This window comes from Actinomyces denticolens (assembly GCF_002072185.1).
Lineage (GTDB): Bacteria > Actinomycetota > Actinomycetes > Actinomycetales > Actinomycetaceae > Actinomyces > Actinomyces denticolens.
In genome coordinates, this window is record NZ_MVIW01000021.1 from 24,653 (window position 1) to 45,380 (window position 20,728).

Here is a 20,728-nt window from a genome sequence, read left to right on the forward strand (position 1 = left end):
CCCGGGCTCATGGGCCCCGCGCGGGGCCGGCGGGCTCAGACGCCCTTCGCCTTGGCGACGATCTCCTCCTGCACGTTGCGCGGGACCTCGGCGTAGGAGTCGAAGGTCATGGAGTAGACCGCCCGGCCCTGGGTCTTGGACCGCAGGTCACCAACGTAGCCGAACATCTCGCTCAGCGGCACGTTGGCGCGCACCACCTTCACGCCGACGGCGTCCTCCATGGACTGGATCATGCCTCGGCGGGAGTTGAGGTCGCCGATGACGTCGCCCATGTACTCCTCGGGGGTGCGGACCTCGACGGCCATGATGGGCTCGAGGATGACCGGGCTGGCCTTCTTCGCGCCCTCCTTGAACGCCATGGAGCCGGCGATCTTGAAGGCCATCTCGGAGGAGTCGACCTCGTGGTAGGCGCCGTCGATGAGGGTGGCCTTGATGTCCACCATCGGGTAGCCGGCGAGGACGCCGGTGAGCATGGCGTCCTGGACGCCGGCGTCGACGCTGGGGATGTACTCGCGGGGAACGCGACCACCGGTGACCGCGTTCACGAACTCGTAGTGGACCTTCTCCTCGCCCTCGGCGGCCTCGACGACCTCCAGGGGCTCGAAGGACATCTGCACCTTGGCGAACTGGCCGGAGCCACCCGTCTGCTTCTTGTGGGTGTACTCGACCTTGTCCACCTTCTTGCGGATAGTCTCGCGGTAGGCGACCATCGGGTTGCCGACGTTCGCCTCGACCTTGAACTCGCGGCGCATGCGGTCCACGAAGACGTCCAGGTGCAGCTCGCCCATGCCGCCGATGACGGTCTGGCCGGTCTCCTCGTCCAGGCGGACGGTGAAGGTCGGGTCCTCCTCGGACAGCTTCTGGATGGCCACGCCCAGCTTCTCCTGGTCGCCCTTGGTCTTGGGCTCGATGGCCACGTGGATGACCGGGTCCGGGAAGGTCATGGACTCCAGGATGATCGGGGCGCTCTGCGAGGAGAGGGTGTCACCGGTGGTGACGTCCTTGAGGCCGATGAACGCGTAGATGTGGCCCGCGGAGGCCACCTCCACCGGGTTCTCCTTGTTGGAGTGCATCTGGAAGAGCTTGCCGATGCGCTCCTTCTTGCCCTTGGTGGCGTTGAGCACCTGCTCGCCCTGCGCGACCTTGCCGGAGTAGACGCGGACGTACACGAGCTTGCCGTAGAAGGGGTGAGTGGCGACCTTGAAGGCCAGAGCGGAGAAGTCGGCCTTGGCGTCGGCCGGCCGGGTGTCGGCCTCGTCCTCGTTGCCGGGCTTGTGGCCCTCGACCGCCGGGACGTCCAGCGGGGAGGGGAGGTAGTCCAGCACGGCGTCGAGAACCGGCTGGATGCCCTTGTTCTTGAAGGCCGAACCGGCCAGGACCGGGAAGGCCTTGCCGGCGATGGTCAGCTTGCGGATGCCGGACTTGAGCTCGGCGACGCTGAGCTCCTCGCCCTCCAGGTACTTCTCCATGAGGGCGTCGTCGGCCTCGGCGACCGTCTCGATGAGCTCGGCGCGCAGCTCCTCGGCCTTGGACACGAGATCGGCGGGGATCTCCTCGTACTCGACGACGGAGCCGCGGGTGTCCTTGCCATCGGCGTCCTTCTCGGGGAAGCGGATGGCCCGCATCTCCAGGACGTCCACGAGGCCGGAGAACTCGCTCTCGGCGCCGATCGGGAAGTTGATGACGATCGGGGTGGCGTGGAGGCGGTCCCGGATGGTCTGGACGGAGAAGTCGAAGTTCGCGCCCAGCTTGTCCATCTTGTTGATGTAGCACACGCGAGGGACGTTGTACTTGTCCGCCTGGCGCCACACCGTCTCGGACTGGGGCTCCACGCCCTCCTTGCCGTCGAAGACCGCGACGGCGCCGTCGAGCACGCGCAGGGAGCGCTCGACCTCGACCGTGAAGTCCACGTGGCCGGGGGTGTCGATGATGTTGATCTGGTTCTTCTTCCAGAAGCAGGTGGTGGCGGCGGAGGTGATGGTGATGCCGCGCTCCTGCTCCTGCTCCATCCAGTCCATCGTCGAGGCGCCGTCGTGAGTCTCGCCGATCTTGTAGTTGATACCCGTGTAGAAGAGGATGCGCTCCGTCACGGTCGTCTTGCCGGCATCGATATGGGCCATGATGCCGATGTTGCGGACCTTGGTGAGGTCGGTCAGCACGTCGAGTGCCACGTGTGGTGTCCTTCGTTCGAGAGATCTGTGGATTCGCGTCGGCCGGGGCGGGCCCGGGGCCCACGAGCGGGCTCCTGCCGGGCCGGACCCGCGAGCGGCGGGCGGGCGCCGTCGGGCACCGCCCCGGCCGACGATGGGCTTTACCAGCGGTAGTGCGCGAAGGCCTTGTTGGACTCGGCCATGCGGTGCATGTCCTCGCGGCGCTTGACCGCGGCGCCGAGGCCGTTGGAGGCGTCGAGGATCTCGTTCATGAGGCGCTCGGTCATGGTGTTCTCGCGGCGCTGCCGGGAGAAGTCGACCAGCCAGCGCAGGGCCAGCGTGGTGGCGCGGTTGGGGCGCACCTCGACCGGGACCTGGTAGGTCGCGCCGCCGACGCGGCGGGAGCGGACCTCGAGAGCGGGGCGGATGTTGTCCAGCGCGCGCTTGAGCACGGAGACGGGGTCCTGGTCGGTCTTGGCGCGGACGCCCTCCAGGGCGCCGTAGACGATGCGCTCCGCCGTCGACTTCTTGCCGTCGAGCAGGACGCGGTTGACGAGCTGGGTGACGACCGGGGAGCCGTAGACGGGGTCGACGACGAGCGGGCGCTTCGGGGCGGGGCCCTTACGAGGCATTACTTCTTCTCCTTCTTGGCGCCGTACTTGGAGCGTGCCTGCTGACGGTTCTTGACACCCTGGGTGTCGAGAGCGCCGCGCACGATGTGGTAGCGGACACCGGGAAGGTCCTTCACACGACCACCGCGGACGAGCACGATCGAGTGCTCCTGGAGGTTGTGCCCCTCGCCGGGGATGTAGGCCGTGACCTCGATGCCGGAGGACAGGCGCACACGGGCGACCTTCCGGAGGGCGGAGTTCGGCTTCTTGGGGGTCGTGGTGTACACGCGGGTGCACACGCCACGACGCTGTGGGCTGGCCTTCAGCGCGGGCGTCTTGGACGCGGAGCGCTTGGTCGAGCGGCCCTTGCGGACCAGCTGCTGAATCGTAGGCACTACGGATTCTCCATCTTGAGTGCATGCTGACAGTGCTGCTGCCCTCACCGGCCCCGCTCCCCCGGTCCGCGACGACGCGCACCGCCAACTGGCGAGGCCGGCCCGCCCGGGGCACGGCCCTCGGACGCCCGGAGCCCTCCGGCCGCAGTGGCACGAGGAGGACCCGTCGGTTCCCGCCGCAGCAGACCCGCGTGGCGAGGGGAGGTCGCGATTCGCGCCGCGCCCCCGCTGGGAACGGAATGGAGATCGGAGCCCGCATGCGGGCACCGGTGGCGAGACTACCCTCGCGGCGCCGCCAGGGGCCAGGCCGGCGGCCGCGCTCCGGCCATGATCCTCGCCACGCCTCCCCGCGCCTCCCCTGCGCCGTCGCCGCCTGCTCTCCCCAGAATCCGCCCGATCGAGACCGGTCGATATCGCGATCGAAACCGGTCGGTTCCCCACAGGCTCTCCCCGCCCCGCGAGAGAGGAGCAGGGCCTGTGGACGGCGAACCGGTCTCGATCACCACTTCGACCGGTCTCGGTGGCGTTTTCGACCGGTCTCGGCGGTGAGGGGGCGGAGGTCTCCGGCTAGGGCCGACATGCTGGGGTGGCGCTCGGCGGGGTCGAGGGACAGGGCGCGGGAGAGGACCGCCTCGAGGCTCTCGGGCACGTCATCGCGGCCGATCGGCGGGCGGGGATCATGTATCACGCGGTTGAGCACGGTGAGCTGATCCCCTCCCGTTGGCGGCCCACCGGGGGCCTCATGCGGCGAGCGGCCCGCCAGGAGGGTGTAGAGGGTGGCGCCGAGCGCGTAGACGTCGACCGCCGCCCCCAGGGGCCCCTCGCTGAGCTGCTGCTCGGGCGGTGCCCACAGCGGGGAGGAGCCGCCCACCTCCGCTCCCCCGCCCGGCGCGCCCAACGGTGCGGCGATGCCGGGGTCGATGAGCACCGCCGCCCCCGAGGCGTCGAGGAGGATGTTCGCGGGCTTGATGTCGCGGTGGGCGAATCCCGCGCCGTGGATCGCCCCGGCGGCCCCGGCCACGCGCATCCCGATCTCCAGGGCGCGCCCCACCGGCAGCGGCCCGCCCGCGAGGAGATCGACGACGCTCGGCGGTGGGCAGTGCGCCAGGGCGAGCCAGTCCCTCCCATCGGCCGCGACGCCCGAGCCGAGAACCGCGGGCAGGCCCGGACGGCCGGACAGAGCGGCCAGGATCTCGATCTCACGCCGGAACGCGAGGGCCTGGCGCGCAGGCGCCTCCGGGCGCAGGGCCTTCACGGCCACGAGGGCGTCACGCCCATGCCCCCCGTCCCAGCGGCACAGGATGACATCGGCGAAGCCCCCGCGACCCAGGGGTCGCAGGGGCTCCATGCCGGGGATGCGCGGCGCGTCGACGGGGGCGCGCCCGCGCGCCGCGCCCATGACCGTCTCAGGCCTCGACGAGGACCGAGACGCCGTCGCCCAAGTCGATGACGTCACCCGTGCGCAGCAGTGCCCTCTGGTGCTGGGTGAGGCGGCGCGGGGGCTCGGAGGGGCGCATGAGGATCGTGCCGTTCGTGGAGCCCAGGTCCTCGACGCTCAGATCCCAGTCGTCCAGCCTGACCGCGCAATGCGACTTGGAGATCGCCTTGGAGGGGCTGATGACCGCCATGAGGCGCGGCTGCGGCTCACCCTCGGGGGTGTCCGACTTGGGCACGCGCCCGATGATGATGTCGCCGTCGATGGGCAGAGTGGTGCCGTCGGAGGAGTGCAGCGTGCCGAGCACGGGCCGGTTGACATGCCCGGTGCGGCTGGTCAGCGCCCCGCCGCACACTCGGCAGTGGGGGGCATGGATCGGGTTCGGGTGTCCCTCGGCGCAGAAGGCCGCGAGGACCTTCACCGCGTTCTCCGGGGCGGACCCGTCCTCGTCGGACGAGGAGTCCGCAACGGCGCCGACCGCCTGGGACGAGCGCTCGGCGGTGGGCCCCTCCTCGCCCGACGGCGTCGCCGCGGGCATGCCGGTCAGGGTCTGCCCGTCATGCGACCAGGCCTCAGCGGCCCTCTCGCCGACTCCCGACTCCGCCGCATCCGCCGCGCCACCCGAGCGGGCGGGCATCGGCAGGACCTGTGCGGGCTCGGCGGTGGCGGCGATCTCGGCCTCCGCGTAGGCCTCGAGCCTCTTCGCGGCGCGGGTGAGCTCGGACAGGTCGTTGACGGCGGGGACGTCGTCGGCTCCGATGGGCTCGACGGCGACGATCGGCTCGTCGCCGTCGGGCTGCACCTGAGCGGCATCGTCGCCCGTCCCGCTGTCGATGCCCGGGCGGCGCTCGGCCTGCCAACGGCTGATGACGGCGTCCTCGGGCGCACCCGTGGCGGAGAGCACCGGCGACTTCGCGGAGGGCGCCTCCAGCAGGGAGGGCTGTTGATCCGCGCCGAGCGGACCGGCGGCCCTCTCGTCCACGGCGCCCACGGGGGCGTCGGAGGCGGCGCCGGCGACGCCGTCCCTCACCGGGATGGGGCCGGTGGTCGCGGTCTTCTGGGGGATCCCCACGATCGCGTCGATCTCGGCGAGGTCGGCCTGCGAGGGCTCGCCGGCGACGGCGGAGGCGATCGGGGGCTGGGCGGCGGCCCGGCGCCCGGAGCGGCTGCGACCCTGGGGGCCCTCAGCACCGGCGGAGGCGGTAACGGCGGACTCGGCGGCAGCGGAGTCGGCGGAGGAGTCAGAGGAGTGAGTGGTACCAGCGGAACCCGCTGGTCCAGCCTCCTCGTCGTCGGAGGACGGTGTCTCCGAGCTGGATGACTTGCGGGAGCTCTCGGCCAGCGAGCCCAGGGCCACGGAGGAGGCCGCGACGACGCCGGAGGCGACCGGCAGCGGGGCGGTGGCGGTGTTGACGGAGTCGGTGAGCTCCAGCCCGATGCCGCGCACCCCGTGGAGGCGGACCTCCTCCCAGGCGAGGACCTCGGGGGCGGTGATCGTGCGCATGCCCTCGTCGGTGTCGACGATGAGCTTGAGGCTGCCGCGCACGGCCGCGGTCAGCTCACCGTCCTCCACCACGGCGACGACGAACTCGGGCAGGTCGAAGACGCTCCCGCCGTGGGTGTCCATGAGCCCGTGAAGGAGATCGATGAGGGGCGCGCCGTCGAGCATCGAGGCCCAGAGCCGGGGGACGTCCTCGATGGAGGCCTGACCGCCGGGGGCGGAGGCGACGGCCGCGAGACCTCGATCGCAGATGGCGGTGCGGGTCAGTCCAGGGATATGGAGGGCGGCGGCATGGCCAGGGATGCTCTGCGCGTGCCTCATGAGGGATTCTCCTTGTTGCTGTGCTGCTCTCGCGTTCGGGGCAGCGTGTCGTGCTTCGTCGACGGGATCGTCGTACGGTCCACGTCCGGCGCGGTGCCCGGCACAGCGGACGGAGCGTGGGTAACATCGATGACAATAACTGTCGCATTGTCCCTGCCACCAGCCCCCAGGGCAGTGGCGATCAGCGCATCCGCCGTCTCCTGGGGCCCCTGGCCTCGGTGAATGACCTCTGCAAGGGAATCGTCGTCAATCTCACCACTGACGCCATCGGTGCACACGATGAGGCGGTCCCCGGTCCGCGCGGGGATGAGGAAGTGGTCGGCGAGGGCCACGGGGCCGATGCCCGCCCCCAGCGCGCGAGTGATGACGTGGCGGCGCGGGGAGGCCTGCGCCTCGCCCGCGGTGAGCCGGCCCGAGGACATGAGCTCCTGGATCTCCGAGTGGTCCACCGTGATCTGCTCGACGCCGTCGGGCGTCATGCGATAGGTCCGCGAGTCACCGATATTGAGCACCCGCAGGCAGGGGCGCCCATCGATGCTCGTGACGACGACGCCGCTCAGGGTGCAGCCCGGAAGACCCATGAGGGGGTCCCGGTCGGCGCCCAGGGCGTCGACGTCCCGCGCGGCGCGGCCCAGGCACTCCACGAGGGCGTCGCCGGTGATCTCCGGGGCGCCGATATGCGGGGCGAAGGCCGCCAGGGCGGTCCTGGAGGCGACGTCCCCGGCCTCGTGGCCGCCCATTCCGTCGGCGACGAGGAAGACGGGCGGGGCGGCGAGGTAGGCGTCCTCGTTGTGGCTGCGGGTCAGGCCGATATCGGAGGCGGCGCCATGGTCCAGGACGATCGCGCCGGCGCCCGCCCCGGAGCCGCCTGCTCGCGTCATCTCAGGCTTCCACTCGTGCCGTGCGCTCGCCCAGGCGGATCGTGGAGCCGACGGGCACGGGGACCATCATGCCGGGCAGGACCTGGGTGGCCGCGCCGTTGGGCTCGACGACGACCGTCCCGTTGGTGGACTGGAGGTCCTGGATGATGAGGCGACCGCCGTCGTAGGTGATGACGGCGTGCGTCTTGGAGATGGAGAAGGCCGGGTCGTCCACGGGCACGGGCTGGGCCTGGGCCCAGGCGCCCGCGGCCACGGGGGCGCGGCCGATGAGGGAGGTCCCGCTGAGCTGCACCACCTGGCCGGTGTCGAGGGCGAGGCGGAGCGACGGCGCGCCGATCCCGGCCTGCTGCGCTGAGGAGCGGTCGAAGACGACGGTGGCCGCGGCGCCGGCGGCCTGGGCCTCGTAGGCGCCGGCGCTCGGAGCCTGGGGCATCGGGGCGCCGGCCTGAGGAGCCTGGAACGGCGCCGCCCCGGCGGGCTCGGCCCCCTGCGCGGGCAGACCCGGCTGCGCCTGCGGGAACGGCGACTGGTAGAGGTCAGTCGGCTGCTGCGGGTGGCCGGGCTGCTGGTAGGGCTGCGCGGGCTCCGCCGCCCCCGTCCAGTAGGGCTGCTGAGGGGGTTGCACGGCCTGAGGGGGCTGCTGGCCGGTCTGATAGGCCTGCGCGAGCTGGTCCGCGTGGGCGTATCCCGGCTGGGCCTGCTCGGCCGGGCCCGGCTGGTAGGGCTGCTGGTACGACTGCGCGGAGGGCTGGACCCCCTGCTGGTGGCCGGGCTGCTGGTACGGCTGTCCCGCTTCAGGGGCGGAGGGCGCCTGGTCCCAGCCGCCGGGCCAAGCGCCCGAGGCCGGGATGCCCTCGGGACCGGTCCGAGGCGCCTGCGGCTGAGCGGAGTGCAGCGCGGAGAGCCAGCCGGTCCCGGTGGGCGCCGACGCCTGCGGCTCGGGCGATGACCACTGCCCCGACGCCCCAGCGCCGGAGGGGGCGGCCGGTGCGGAGGGCGCCTGCGGGGCCCAGGCGGCCTGGGGCGGTTCCGGGACGGCGTGGGCCCCCCGGGGGGAGTCGGCGGAGGTGCCCTCGGCCTGGCCCGGTCCGCCCTCGAAGGCGGCGCGGGCCGATTCCTGATCGATGTACGCGGTCTGCGCCTGGAGGGGGGCGAGCATCTCGGCGGCGTCCGGGGCCGGTGCGAAGGACGGGCCCGCCTCAGCGGCGGGGGCTGCGTGGGAGAGCTGGGGGTCCTGCCCCGGCTGCCCGGCCTGCTGCCAGGGGGCCTGGGGTGCCGGGATCCCGGGGCCGGGGGCCTCACCGCGCGGGGCCTCCTCGGGACGGAGCTGCCAGTCGCCGGTCGAGGACTCGGCGCCAGTGGCGCCGCTCACCGGAGCGCCGCCCATCATGGCCGGGGGCGATCCGGCCTCGTTGTAGGCGGGCGCCACCGCGATGGGCTCCTTGCCCCAGGGCAGGGAGGCATTCTTGGCGTCGGTGGCGTAGATGTCAGTGACCCGGTCGAACCAGAAGCGGTTGTACTCGTCGCGGGTGAAGCCGTAGACGATGATGAGCCCCACCCCGGTGCCGCAGATGAGGCCTTGGATGATCTTCTTGATCGGGCCCTGCCAGCCGGGGTAGTCGGGGTAGGACCAGCGGACCCAGGTCACGCCGGCGATGCGCATGCCGGGCGTGGCGCCCTTCCTCATCAGCGCGATGAGCCAGTACTTGATGAGCGCCCACAGGAGGAGGAGCCCGCCGACCAGGCCCCCGATCACTCCGCCGGTCGCGTCGGCGGCCATGATGCCGGCCCCGACGGCCGCGCCCACGACGAGGCCGAGCAGTCCCACGAGGATGTTGTCGAGCAGCAGGGCGATGAATCTCGCTGACAGGCGCGCCGGCGGCGCGCTTGCGAGATGCGGCGGGAGCAGCCTGGTACCGCTGGTGCTGGAGAGGGTCATAGTCACGTCCATCCTGATCGGCGCCGCCCGGCCAGTGGCTCGGAGCGCAGATTGCAGAGCCTTCCGCGCCTTGACAGGCCCGGAATCGGATGCGGCGCACCGCCGTCGTCCTGGATGGATGACGGGAGTCTTCACCGATCCGTGATCCGAGCGTAGCGAGGACTGACCGCTCGCGCTCCCCCCACGAAGGGATGAGCCCGTCCGCAGACGTGGGATATCTCGCCCTCCGGGCGGCTCCTGAACCATGAGGAGGGCGGAGGCGGCCCCTCAGAGCGTCACGGTGCGACAGCGCCGCGTCGTCACATACGGGCGGTGGGAGCCGGGACTTTCTCCACGGCGGCCGTGATGACCTGCGTGGCCGTGGCCCCGGCGAACTCGGCGTCGGGATCCATGACGAGGCGGTGCGCCCACACGACCTCCGCGAGGGCCTTGACGTCGTCGGGCAGGACGTAGGCCCGTCCCTGGGAGGCGGCCCACACGCGGATCGCGCGCGTCATGGCGATCGCGCCGCGAGTGGACACGCCGAGCCGGGTGGAGGGGTTCTCCCGCGTGGCCTCGATGAGCGCGCCGATGTAGTCCAGGACGGCGGACTCCACGTGGTTCTCCGAGGCCAGGTCGGACATGGAGGCGACGGCGGAGGAGGAGATGACCGCGGAGATCGCCTGGGAGCGGTCGGGCCGGGCCGAGCCCGCGAGCACCTGGGTGAGGGCGGAGCGGTCCGGGTACCCCACGGAGGTCTTCATGAGGAAGCGGTCGAGCTGGGCCTCCGGGAGCCGGTAGGTGCCCGCCTGCTCCACGGGGTTCTGCGTGGCGATGACCATGAAGGGGCGGCCCGCGTCGTGGCGGACGCCGTCGACCGTCACATGCGACTCCTCCATGACCTCCAGGAGGGCGGACTGCGTCTTGGGCGAGGCGCGGTTGATCTCATCGGCCAGGACGATCGAGGAGAAGACGGGGCCGGGGTGGAAGTCCCAGGAGCCGGTCTTCTGGTCGTAGACGGTCACGCCCGTGATGTCGCTGGGCAGGAGGTCGGGGGTGAACTGGATGCGCGAGTGCGTGCCCTGGACGGTGGCCGCGATGGCGCGGGCCAAGGCCGTCTTGCCGGTTCCCGGGGCGTCCTCCAGGAGGAGGTGCCCCTCGGAGAGCATCGTGGTCAGGGCGAGGCGGATGACATCCTCCTTGCCCAGGAGGGCCTGGCCGACGTTGTCGACCATCTTGCCGAAGGTGTCGGCGAACCAGGTCGCGTTCTCCTGGGTGATGGGCATGGCTGGTTTCCTGTTCGGGTCACGTACGAGAGGAGGCTAGGGACGGGAGGGCTCCATTGGAGCTCGGGCCCACTCCCGAGGCGCCCCGCGCGCCAGGCCCGCCTGTTCAGGGATGTGCGGACCGGCCTGTCACGGGATGCCTCCGTTCGCCACGGATTCTCGCACACTCGTGGGCGCCGACCGGGGCAGGCGCCGCCTCGCCAGGCCTCGAATTGGACTCAATGATGAATGCGCAGGTGAGGCGCCGCAATCACTGATGGCCGCGGGCCGGCCCCATTGAGGGTCCGGCCCACGGCCATCGTCACGCTCCGGGGCGGGGCGCGGCCCCCGGCTCAGCGAGCCCGGTGCCGTGCGCCCCGCCCCGTGCCGATCAGAACTCCACGTCCTGACTGTTGAAGCCCGTGCGGAAGTCGTCGGAGAAGTCCGCGCGGAAGTCGCCGCCGAAGGAGAAGTCGTCCAGCGCGACGCTCTCCCCGACGCCGAACATGTCCTCGGAGAAGCCGGTGCGGGAGAAGACCTCCGCCTTCGTCTCCTCGGTGGGCTCCACCTCGATGTCCGAGTAGCGGGTCAGGCCCGTGCCGGCGGGGATGAGCTTGCCCAGGATGACGTTCTCCTTCAGGCCCACCAGCGGATCCGACTTGCCGTTCATGGCGGCCTCGGTGAGCACGCGGGTGGTCTCCTGGAAGGAGGCGGCGCTCAGCCAGGAGTCGGTGGCCAGGGAGGCCTTCGTGATGCCCATGAGCTCGGTGCGCCCGGAGGCGGTCTTGCCGCCCTCGGCCACCACGCGGCGGTTCTCCGAGCGGTAGGTCATGACGTCGACCAGGTCGCCCTGCAGCAGCGTGGTGTCACCCGGGTCGAGCACGGTCACGCGGCGCAGCATCTGGCGCACGATGACCTCGATGTGCTTGGAGTGGATGTCCACGCCCTGGGAGCGGTAGACCTCCTGGACCTCGTCCACGAGGTGGCGCTGGGTGTCGCCGACGCTGCGCAGGCGCAGGATCTTCTTGGGGTCCACCGGGCCCTCGGTGAGGGCCTGACCGGGCTCGAGGTGCTGACCGTCGGCCACCAGGAGGCGGCGGCGCGAGGAGACGGGGACCACGAGGTCCTCCTCGCCGTCGTCGCGCTTGATGACCAGGCGCTTGCCGTCGGCGTCCTGCTCGATGGCCAGCGTGCCGGCGGCCTCGGCCACGACGGCCTCGCCCTTGGGCGTGCGCGCCTCGAAGAGCTCCTGCACGCGGGGAAGGCCCTGTGTGATGTCCGCGGCGCCGGCCGCGCCACCGGTGTGGAAGGTGCGCATCGTCAGCTGCGTGCCGGGCTCGCCGATGGACTGGGCGGCGATGATGCCCACGGCCTCGCCGATGTCCACGCGCTTGCCGGTGGCCAGGGAGCGGCCGTAGCAGGCCGCGCAGGTGCCGACGGCGGAGTCGCAGGTCAGCACGGAGCGGACCGTGATCTCCTCGATCCCGGCGTCGATCGCGGCGTTGGCCTCGGCGGTGCCGATGTCGGCGCCGGCGGGGATGATGACGTTGCCCTCGGCATCGACGACGTCGCGGGCGGCGGTGGTGCCGATGACCGTGGTGTCGAGGATCTCCGAGACGTCCTTGAAGCGCTCGCCGTCGGCGTCCTTCCAGGTGAAGAGGCGCTTGGTGAGGCCCTTGCGGGTGCCGCAGTCGTCCTCGCGCACGATGACGTCCTGGGAGACGTCGACGAGCCGACGGGTGAGGTAGCCGGAGTCGGCGGTCCGCAGGGCGGTGTCCGCCAGGCCCTTGCGGGCGCCGTGCGTGGCGATGAAGTACTCCAGGACGCTCAGGCCCTCACGGTAGTTCGACTTGATGGGGCGGTCGATGAGGCGCTGCTTCGGGTCCGCCACCAGGCCGCGCATTCCGGCGAGCTGGCGGATCTGGTCCCAGTTGCCCCGCGCCCCGGAGACCACCATCTGGTAGACGGTGTTGCGGTGCGGGAAGTTCTCGCGCATGGCCTCGGCGACCTCGGCGGTGGCCTTGGTCCAGATGTCGATGAGCGAGGAGTAGCGGTCCTCCTCGGTCAGCGCGCCGAGGTCGAACTGCTCCTCGATCTGGGCGGCCTCGGCCTCGTGGCGGGCGAGGATCTCCGCCTTGGACTCCGGGGAGACGACGTCGGCGAAGGCGACCGTGATGCCGGACCAGGTGGACCAGTAGAAGCCGTTCGACTTGAGCATGTCGAGGGAGGCGGCCACGTCCACGCGCGGGAAGGACTCGGCGAGGGTGTTGACGATGTTGCCCAGGGCCTTCTTGTCCACCGTGTAGTTGACGTAGGGGAAGGCCTCGGGCAGCGCCGTGTTGAACAGGGCCCGCCCCAGGGAGGTGCGCAGGGTGATCGGGTCGCCCTCGCTCCAACCCTCGGGGGCCTGCCAGCCCTCGGGGGCGACGATCCCCTCGGTGAAGCGGATGTCGCAGGTGGCGTTGACGTCGAGCTTGCCGAAGTCGTGCGCCATGACCGCCTCCGCGAAGGAGGAGAAGGCCGGGACGATCTCCTCGCCGTCCGCGTCCCTGGCGACCTCGACGGCCGGGTCCGGCTCCTGCGTGAGGTAGTAGGTGCCGATGATCATGTCCTGGCTGGGCATGGTCACCGGGCGCCCGTCGGAGGGCTTGAGGATGTTGTTCGACGAGAGCATGAGAATGCGGGCCTCGGCGGAGGCCTCAGCGCCCAGCGGCAGGTGGACCGCCATCTGGTCGCCGTCGAAGTCCGCGTTGAAGGCACCGCACACGAGCGGGTGCAGCTGGATGGCCTTGCCCTCGATGAGCTGGGGCTCGAAGGCCTGGATGCCCAGGCGGTGGAGGGTGGGGGCGCGGTTGAGCAGCACGGGGTGCTCGCGGATGACCTCGGCCAGCACATCCCAGACCTTGGGGTTGGCGCGCTCCACCATCCGCTTGGCGGCCTTGACGTTCTGGGCCTCCTTGAGCTCGACGAGCCGCTTCATGACGAAGGGCTTGAACAGCTCCAGGGCCATCTGGCTGGGCAGGCCGCACTGGTGCAGCTTGAGCTGGGGGCCGACGACGATCACGGAGCGGCCGGAGTAGTCCACGCGCTTGCCCAGGAGGTTCTGGCGGAAGCGGCCCTGCTTGCCCTTGAGCATGTCGGACAGGGACTTCAGCGGGCGGTTGCCGACGCCTGAGACGGGACGGCCGCGGCGGCCGTTGTCGAAGAGGGCGTCGACGGCGTCCTGGAGCATGCGCTTCTCGTTGTTGACGATGATCGTCGGGGCGCCCAGGTCGATGAGCCGCTTGAGGCGGTTGTTGCGGTTGATGACGCGGCGGTAGAGGTCGTTGAGGTCGGAGGTGGCGAAGCGGCCGCCGTCGAGCTGCACCATGGGGCGCAGGTCCGGCGGGATGACCGGGATGTTGTCCAGGACCATCGACTCCGGCTTGGTGCCGGTCATGCGGAAGGCGTTGATGACCTTGAGGCGCTTGATGGCGCGGGTCTTGCGCTGTCCGGCACCGGAGGCCACGACCTCGGTCAGGGCCTGCGCCTCGGCCTCCAGGTCGAAGCCGCGCAGGCGGTCCTGGATCGCCTGGGCTCCCATGGCGCCCTTGAAGTAGATGCCGTAGTCCGCCTGCATGTCGCGGTAGAGGACCTCGTCGCCCTCGAGGTCGCCGACCTTGAGGCCCACGAAGCGGTCCCAGACCTTGTCCATGTGCTCCAGGGTGCGCTGGTTCTTGCGGCGCATGGCGCCCATCTCGCGCTCGGCGGTCTTGCGGAGCTTGTCGCGCTGGGAGGCCTCGGCGCCCTCCGCCTCGGCGGCGGCCAGGTCCTCCTCCAGGCGGCGCTGGCGGGCCTCGATGTCGGCCTCACCGGCCTGCTCGACGTGCTTCTTCTTCACCTCGAACTCGGAGCGCAGCGAGGGCAGGTCGTCGTGGCGCCCCTCCTCATCGACCTCGGTGACCATGTAGGCCGCGAAGTAGATGACCTTCTCCAGGTCCTTGGGGGCGAGGTTGAGCAGGTACCCCAGGCGCGAGGGCACGCCCTTGAAGTACCAGATGTGGGTGACGGGGGCGGCCAGCTTGATGTGGGCCATCCGCTCGCGGCGCACCTTGGAGCGGGTGACCTCCACGCCGCAGCGCTCGCAGATGATGCCCTTGTAGCGCACGCGCTTGTACTTGCCGCAGGCGCACTCCCAGTCGCGGGTGGGGCCGAAGATCTGCTCGCCGAAAAGGCCGTCCTTCTCCGGCTTGAGCGTGCGGTAGTTGATGGTCTCGGGCTTCTTGACCTCACCGTGCGACCAGGACTTGATGTCCTCCGCGGTGGCCAGTCCGAGCTGGATGCGATCGAAGACGTTGGCGTCGAGCACAGTTCCTACTTCCGATGGGTCAGATCTCGTCGATGGTGGAGGCCATGGCCCCGCCCGGGCGGCGGCCCAGGTCGAAGCCGAGCTCCTCGGAGGCGCGGCGGCCGTCGTCGTCGGTGTCGTCCAGGCCGATGACGTTGCCCTCGGCGTCCAGTGCCTCGACGTTCAGGCACAGGGACTGCATCTCCTTCATGAGCACCTTGAAGGACTCGGGGATGCCGGGCTCGGGGATGTCCTCGCCCTTGACGATGGCCTCGTAGACCTTGACCCGACCCGCGACGTCGTCGGACTTGACGGTGAGCAGCTCCTGGAGGGCGTGGGCGGCGCCGTACGCCTCCATGGCCCACACCTCCATCTCGCCGAAGCGCTGGCCGCCGAACTGGGCCTTACCGCCCAGCGGCTGCTGCGTGATCATCGAGTACGGCCCCGTGGAGCGGGCGTGGATCTTGTCATCCACGAGGTGGTGGAGCTTGAGGATGTACATGTATCCGACCGAGACCGGGTACGGGAAGGGCTCGCCGGAGCGGCCGTCGAAGAGCCGGGCCTTGCCGTTGGGGGCCACGAGCTGCTTGCCGTCGGCGCCCGGGATCGTGGAGTCCAGCAGTCCCATGAGCTCGTCGTCGCGCACGCCGTCGAAGACCGGGGTGGCCACAGGAGTGCGCGGCTCGGCGGTCACGCCGTTGTCCGGCAGGCGCAGGGCCCACTCCTCACCCGCCTCGCGGGCCGCCGTGGCGTCCCATCCGCGAGAGGCCACCCAGCCCAGGTGGAGCTCGAGGACCTGGCCGATGTTCATGCGGCTGGGCACGCCCAGGGGGTTGAGGATGACGTCCACGGGGGTGCCGTCGGCGAGGAAGGGCATGTCCTCCACGGGGAGGATCTTGGAGATGACGCCCTTGTTGCCGTGGCGGCCGGAGAGCTTGTCGCCCACGGTGATCTTGCGGCGCTGGGCGATGTAGACGCGCACCATGCGGTTGACGCCGGCGGGCAGCTCGGCGTCCTCGCTGGCGGCGTCGAACTCGCGCACGCCGGTGACGATGCCGTACTCGCCGTGGGGGACGCGCAGGGAGGTGTCGCGCACCTCGCGGGCCTTCTCGCCGAAGATGGCGCGCAGGAGGCGCTCCTCGCTGGTCAGCTCGGTCTCCCCCTTGGGGGTCACCTTGCCGACGAGGATGTCACCGCTGCGGACCTCGGCGCCGATGCGGATGATGCCGCGCTCATCGAGGTTGGCCAGGGTCTCCTCGGAGACGTTGGGGATGTCCCGGGTGATCTCCTCGGCGCCCAGCTTGGTGTCGCGGGCATCGACCTCGTGCTCCTCGATGTGGATGGAGGTCAGGATGTCCTCGGAGACGACCCGCTGGGACAGGATGATGGCGTCCTCGAAGTTGAGGCCCTCCCAGGTCATGAAGGCCACGAGGAGGTTCTGGCCCAGGGCGAGGTCGCCCTCGGCGGTGGCGGGGCCGTCGGCCAGGACGGTGCCCTCCTCCACGCGCTCGCCCTCGGAGGCCACAACGCGCTGGTTGTAGCAGTTGCCCTGGTTGGAGCGCAGGAACTTGGCGACCTTGTAGACCGTCTCGGAGCCGTCGTCGTTGGCCACGCGCACGAAGTCGGCGCAGACCTCGGTGACGACGCCGGCCTTGGAGGCGACGAGGACGTCCCCGGCGTCGACGGCGGTGCGGCGCTCCATGCCCGTGCCCACGAGGGGGGCGTCGGGGCGGATGAGCGGCACGGCCTGGCGCTGCATGTTGGCGCCCATGAGGGCCCGGTTGGCGTCGTCGTGCTCCAGGAAGGGGATGAGCGAGGTGCCCACGGAGACCATCTGACGCGCGGAGATGTCCATGAGGTCCACCTGGTCCGCGGGGACCAGGGCGGGCTCGCCGCCGGTGACGCGGCACAGGACGTGGTCCTCGGCGAAGCGGCCCTCCGCCGTGAGCTCCACGTTGGCCTGGGCGATGACGTGGCGGTCCTCGTCGTCGGCGGTCAGGTAGTGGGTCTCGTCTGTGACCAGGCCGTTCTTGACCACGCGGTACGGGGTCTCGATGAAGCCGAAGGGGTTGATGCGCGCGAAGGTAGCCAGGGAGCCGATGAGACCGATGTTCGGGCCCTCGGGGGACTCGATGGGGCACATGCGCCCGTAGTGGGAGGTGTGGACGTCGCGGACCTCCATGGAGGCGCGCTCGCGGGACAGGCCGCCGGGGCCGAGGGCGGACAGGCGGCGCTTGTGCGTCATACCCGCCAGCGGGTTGTTCTGGTCCATGAACTGGGACAGCTGGGAGGTGCCGAAGAACTCCTTGATCGCGGCCGTGACGGGCCGGATGTTGATGAGGGTGTTCGGCGTGATGGCCTCGACGTCCTGGGTGGTCATGCGCTCGCGCACCTGGCGCTCCATGCGGCTCATGCCGGTGCGCACCTGCGCCTGGATGAGCTCGCCGACGGCACGGATGCGGCGGTTGCCGAGGTGGTCGATGTCGTCGTACTCCACCGGCATGTCCACGATCTCCCCGCCGCGCAGGCCCTCGATCGTCTCGGCGCCGGCGTGCAGGGCGAGCAGGTACTTGATCGCGGCGGTGATGTCCTCGATGCGCAGCACCGAGTCGGTCAGGTCCGCGTCCAGGCCCAGCTTCTTGTTGATCTTGTAGCGGCCGACCTTGGCCAGGTCGTAGCGCTTGGGGTTGAAGTAGAAGTTCTCGATGAGGGTGCGGCCGGCCTCGACGCTCGGCGGCTCGCCCGGGCGGATCTTCTTGTAGATGTCCAGCAGTGCCTCGTCCTGGTTGGTGATCTTGCGATCCTCGTCCAGGGCGATGGTCAGGGCCGGGTAGTCGGCGAACTCCTTGCGGATCTCCGCCTCATCCATGCCCAGGGCGAGGAGGAAGACGGTGATGTCCTGCTTGCGCTTGCGGTCGATGCGCACCGCCACGCGGTCCGACTTGTCGATCTCGAACTCGAGCCAGGCGCCGCGCGAGGGGATGAACTTGACGTTGTAGACGTACTTGTCCGTGGTCTTCTCAGTGGTGCGCTCGAAGTAGACCCCCGGGGAGCGCACGAGCTGGGAGACGACGACGCGCTCGGAGCCGTTGACGATGAAGGTGCCCTTGTCCGTCATGAGGGGGAAATCGCCCATGAAGACGGTCTGGGACTTGATCTCGCCGGTGGAGAAGTTCTCGAAGTCGGCCACCACGTACAGGGGGGCGGAGTAGGTGAGGTCCTTCTCCTGGCACTCCTCGGCCGTGTACTTGGGCTCCTCGAAGCGGTGGTCGTGGAACGACAGCGCCATGGTCTCGCCGAAGTCCTCGATCGGGGAGATCTCGTCGAAGATCTCCTCCAGGCCCGAGGTCTCGGGCAGCGAGCCGGGGTGGGCGGCGTTGGCGGCGTCGACGCGGGCGCGCCACTTCTCGTTGCCGACGAGCCAGTCGAAGGACTCGGTCTGCAGGGCGAGGAGGTTGGGAGCCTGCATCGGCTCGGGGATCTTCGCGAAGTTGATGCGCCGTGACGCGGTGCGCGCGGCGATGTCAGCGGCGGTGGGTGCAGAGGTGCGCGAGGCAGCCAAGTGGGGATCCTTCCCTCAGTCCGGGGATCACTCTCGCGTCCGACGGCGTGGCTGACACCGGTTTTCCCCAGGATGACGCGGATCGTGGCAAGACTCGTGGCAGGGCCCGACCGCGCCGTCCGAGAGGGCCATCGAGGACAGCACGCATACTGGACGCAAAGCGCTAGCGTACACGGCGGGATTTGCACCTTCCACATCGGGACAAGACTCGATCTTGCGATTCCCGCCACAGTCACGCATACTGCCCCGCCGCGAGGGCGGCTTCTCCGCGCGCTGGCGGGGATCGGGGTGGGTGGCGCCGGTGGGCCGCACCGCTCGGCCGTCTTGAGCAGCGCCTGACCGTTGTGAGCACCGTCAGACCGTCGAGAGCAGCGCTCCCCGCGTTGCTTTCAACGGCCCAGTGCTGCTCAAGACGGCCCAGGGATGCTCTCGACGACGTGGTCGCTGCGAGAGGAGGACTCTCACGGCAGGCAGGGCTCGCCCTGGCGGCCCGCCTTCCCGCCCCGCTGCGGCCCGGGAACCACAAGCGGCGCCACACAACGCCACGCACAGCTCTTCACAGCGCCCCACCCGGCTCCGCTCGCAACCGGTCATTCTGATCCCATGCCCAGTGCCTTCGGCCTCGAGGTCGCCCTCCCCACGGTCATCCCCAGTACCCGCCATGAGGCGCCTCTGCCGGGGTCGGTGCCGCTCTCCAGGGGCCAGCACCTTCTGGCACGCGCTCTGCCCACCGTCTGGGAGCAGATGCGGGAGGTGAGCCTGGCGCGGGTTCTCGCGGTCGTGCGCAACTCGCCCGCGCAGACCGTTCTCACTCATGAGTCGGCCGCTCTCCTGCATGGCGCATGGATGGTGGCACGGGAGCCGGATGTTCACGCGACCTGCTCGGCGTCGGGCAGCAACCGTCCCCTCATGCTTCCCCGGGTGACCTACGTGGACGGGCGGGTGCGCCCGGGCAGCGCCCGCGGCGGGAGGCCCGGCCGCCAGGCGCGCGTGCGGCGCCACCGGATGAGGGTCGAATCGGGGCAGGTGGTCGTCGCCCATGGGCTGCGGGTCACCTCGATCCCCCGGACGATCGCCGACTGCCTCCTGGATCTCGACGGGCTCGCGGCCTTCGTCGTCGGCGACTCGCTCATGCGGGTGGCGGTGCGCCCGGATCGCTTCGCCCCCGAGCGGGATCCAGCGGGGTTGCGGGCGCTGCGCACCGAGGTGCGCGCCATCCTGGAGAGGTGCGGGCGACGCCGGCGAAAACGGCGGGCTCTGCGCATGTTGGAGTTGCTCAGCCCCTTCGCGGAGTCGCCAGGCGAGAGCCGGCTGCGCTACTTGCTCCTCAGGGAGGGCGTGCCGGTGCCCGTGGTGCAGGCGGCATTCGTGGTGGAGGGGCGGACGTACTTCACGGACTTCGGGTGGCCGGCACTGCGCCTGGGTGAGGAGTACGACGGCGAGGGCAAGTACGCCGCTCCCGGCGCCATCTCCGGGGAGCGACAGCGCGAGCGCGACGCGGCCGACGCCGGCCGGGTCCTGGTGCGGGCGGCCTCGGCGCAGTTGTGCGATCCCCGAGCCCTGCTCGCCGATCTGCTGCGCGCCCTCCCCGACGACGCCGCCTTCCCCCTCGCCCCGCCCTTGGCTGGGGTGAGCCGCGTCGCGCCCGATCCCCGGCGTTCGCCTCAGCGCTGATGTCGGCGCCCGGCGCCCGGTACAGCGTCCGGGAGCAGGCTGTTGTCGGTGGGTATCTCTGTGGTTGTGATGACCGAGCCCCGCTGGATGCCGAGCGCCTTGGCCTGCCCTTCCTCCATCTCGACGACGGAGGTGGCGGAGACTCGGGGCGCGCCCATGCACCCGGGTCGGTGGGTGGTCATGGCGACGACACGCCCTGTTCTGGAGAGGTAGAGGACGTCGAGCGCGTACTTCATCCCGAAGCAGTGGATCCAGTTGCAGCGGGGGATCCAGAGGGCTCCGGCGATGCCGTCGGTGCCGAGAAGACCCTTGTTGCGCTCAGCCCGAGTGCGAGCCGTCCACACGCGGACCGAGGTCACATGCCCAGAGGATCATGCCCACGCCCAAGAAGTAGTACCCCGAGGAGCGTGGGGCGGTGAGGGATTCGGCTGTGCCTGGTTCGCCCTTGCCGACCCCGACCTCGCGAAGGGCTGCTTCAAGCGCGTCGGCGACGAGCCCGGCGGGGCGCCGAGACGCTGCACGGCTGGGCTCTTGCCGGGCGCTAGGTCGACGCCCGTCAGCGATCCGGGACCACCACCGACGACACCCGAAGGATCAGGGTGCTGGAGGCCGCCAGCCGCGAGCTGAGGAGGGCCAACGAGATCGGGCGCAAGGCGAGCGCGCATGTCCGCCCAGGCGGGTGCCCGGC

General features: G+C 70.6%; 12 protein-coding genes. 1 reads left to right on the plus strand and 11 read right to left on the minus strand.

The window, feature by feature from the left end; genetic code table 11:
* Positions 1–35: 35 nt before the first annotated feature.
* The 10 genes from fusA to rpoB all read right to left on the minus strand — a co-directional run bounded on the left by fusA (position 36) and on the right by rpoB (position 18,366).
* Positions 36–2,171 carry an elongation factor G gene (gene fusA / locus B1H55_RS07470; protein ID WP_077240480.1) on the minus strand — a complete coding sequence of 712 codons (2,136 nt, stop codon included), beginning with the start codon at positions 2,169–2,171 and terminating at the stop codon, positions 36–38.
* A 140-nt stretch (positions 2,172–2,311) separates the two neighbouring features.
* On the minus strand, positions 2,312–2,782 hold the full coding sequence (rpsG, locus tag B1H55_RS07475; protein WP_006548368.1) for a 30S ribosomal protein S7: 471 nt from the start codon (positions 2,780–2,782) through the stop codon (positions 2,312–2,314).
* Positions 2,782–3,156 (minus strand): 30S ribosomal protein S12, encoded by a 375-nt coding sequence (gene rpsL, locus B1H55_RS07480; protein WP_017177329.1) that lies wholly within the window; start codon positions 3,154–3,156, stop codon positions 2,782–2,784. Before rpsL ends, rpsG begins: the two co-directional genes overlap by 1 nt.
* Positions 3,157–3,655: 499 nt before the next feature.
* Positions 3,656–4,555 (minus strand): serine/threonine-protein kinase, encoded by a 900-nt coding sequence (locus B1H55_RS07485; protein WP_073451451.1) that lies wholly within the window; start codon positions 4,553–4,555, stop codon positions 3,656–3,658.
* Between the two features lie 7 nt (positions 4,556–4,562).
* Positions 4,563–6,413: an FHA domain-containing protein gene (locus tag B1H55_RS07490; RefSeq protein ID WP_073451452.1), complete on the minus strand. Its 1,851-nt coding sequence runs from the start codon at positions 6,411–6,413 to the stop codon at positions 4,563–4,565.
* Positions 6,410–7,294: a PP2C family protein-serine/threonine phosphatase gene (locus B1H55_RS07495; RefSeq protein ID WP_073451453.1), complete on the minus strand. Its 885-nt coding sequence runs from the start codon at positions 7,292–7,294 to the stop codon at positions 6,410–6,412. The genes B1H55_RS07490 and B1H55_RS07495 overlap by 4 nt, the downstream gene beginning before the upstream one ends.
* A gap of 1 nt (position 7,295) precedes the next feature.
* Complete coding sequence (locus tag B1H55_RS07500; RefSeq protein WP_158083327.1) at positions 7,296–9,233, minus strand: FHA domain-containing protein; 1,938 nt, start codon at positions 9,231–9,233, stop codon at positions 7,296–7,298.
* A gap of 299 nt (positions 9,234–9,532) precedes the next feature.
* Positions 9,533–10,498, minus strand: a complete 966-nt coding sequence (locus tag B1H55_RS07505) for an AAA family ATPase (RefSeq protein ID WP_073451455.1) — start codon at positions 10,496–10,498, stop codon at positions 9,533–9,535.
* A gap of 370 nt (positions 10,499–10,868) precedes the next feature.
* Positions 10,869–14,825, minus strand: coding sequence for a DNA-directed RNA polymerase subunit beta' (locus B1H55_RS07510; protein WP_073451456.1), 3,957 nt, complete (start codon positions 14,823–14,825; stop codon positions 10,869–10,871).
* Between the two features lie 19 nt (positions 14,826–14,844).
* Positions 14,845–18,366: a DNA-directed RNA polymerase subunit beta gene (gene rpoB / locus B1H55_RS07515; protein WP_073451457.1), complete on the minus strand. Its 3,522-nt coding sequence runs from the start codon at positions 18,364–18,366 to the stop codon at positions 14,845–14,847.
* A gap of 603 nt (positions 18,367–18,969) precedes the next feature.
* Between rpoB and B1H55_RS07520 the strand changes: the two genes are divergently transcribed.
* Entirely contained in the window at positions 18,970–20,040 is a 1,071-nt protein-coding gene (locus B1H55_RS07520) for a hypothetical protein (RefSeq protein WP_073451458.1), read from the plus strand.
* Here B1H55_RS07520 and B1H55_RS07525 read toward each other — a convergent pair.
* Positions 20,031–20,399, minus strand: a complete 369-nt coding sequence (locus B1H55_RS07525) for a DUF192 domain-containing protein (RefSeq protein ID WP_073451459.1) — start codon at positions 20,397–20,399, stop codon at positions 20,031–20,033. The two genes, B1H55_RS07520 and B1H55_RS07525, sit on opposite strands and share 10 nt — an antisense overlap.
* Positions 20,400–20,728: the final 329 nt, after the last annotated feature.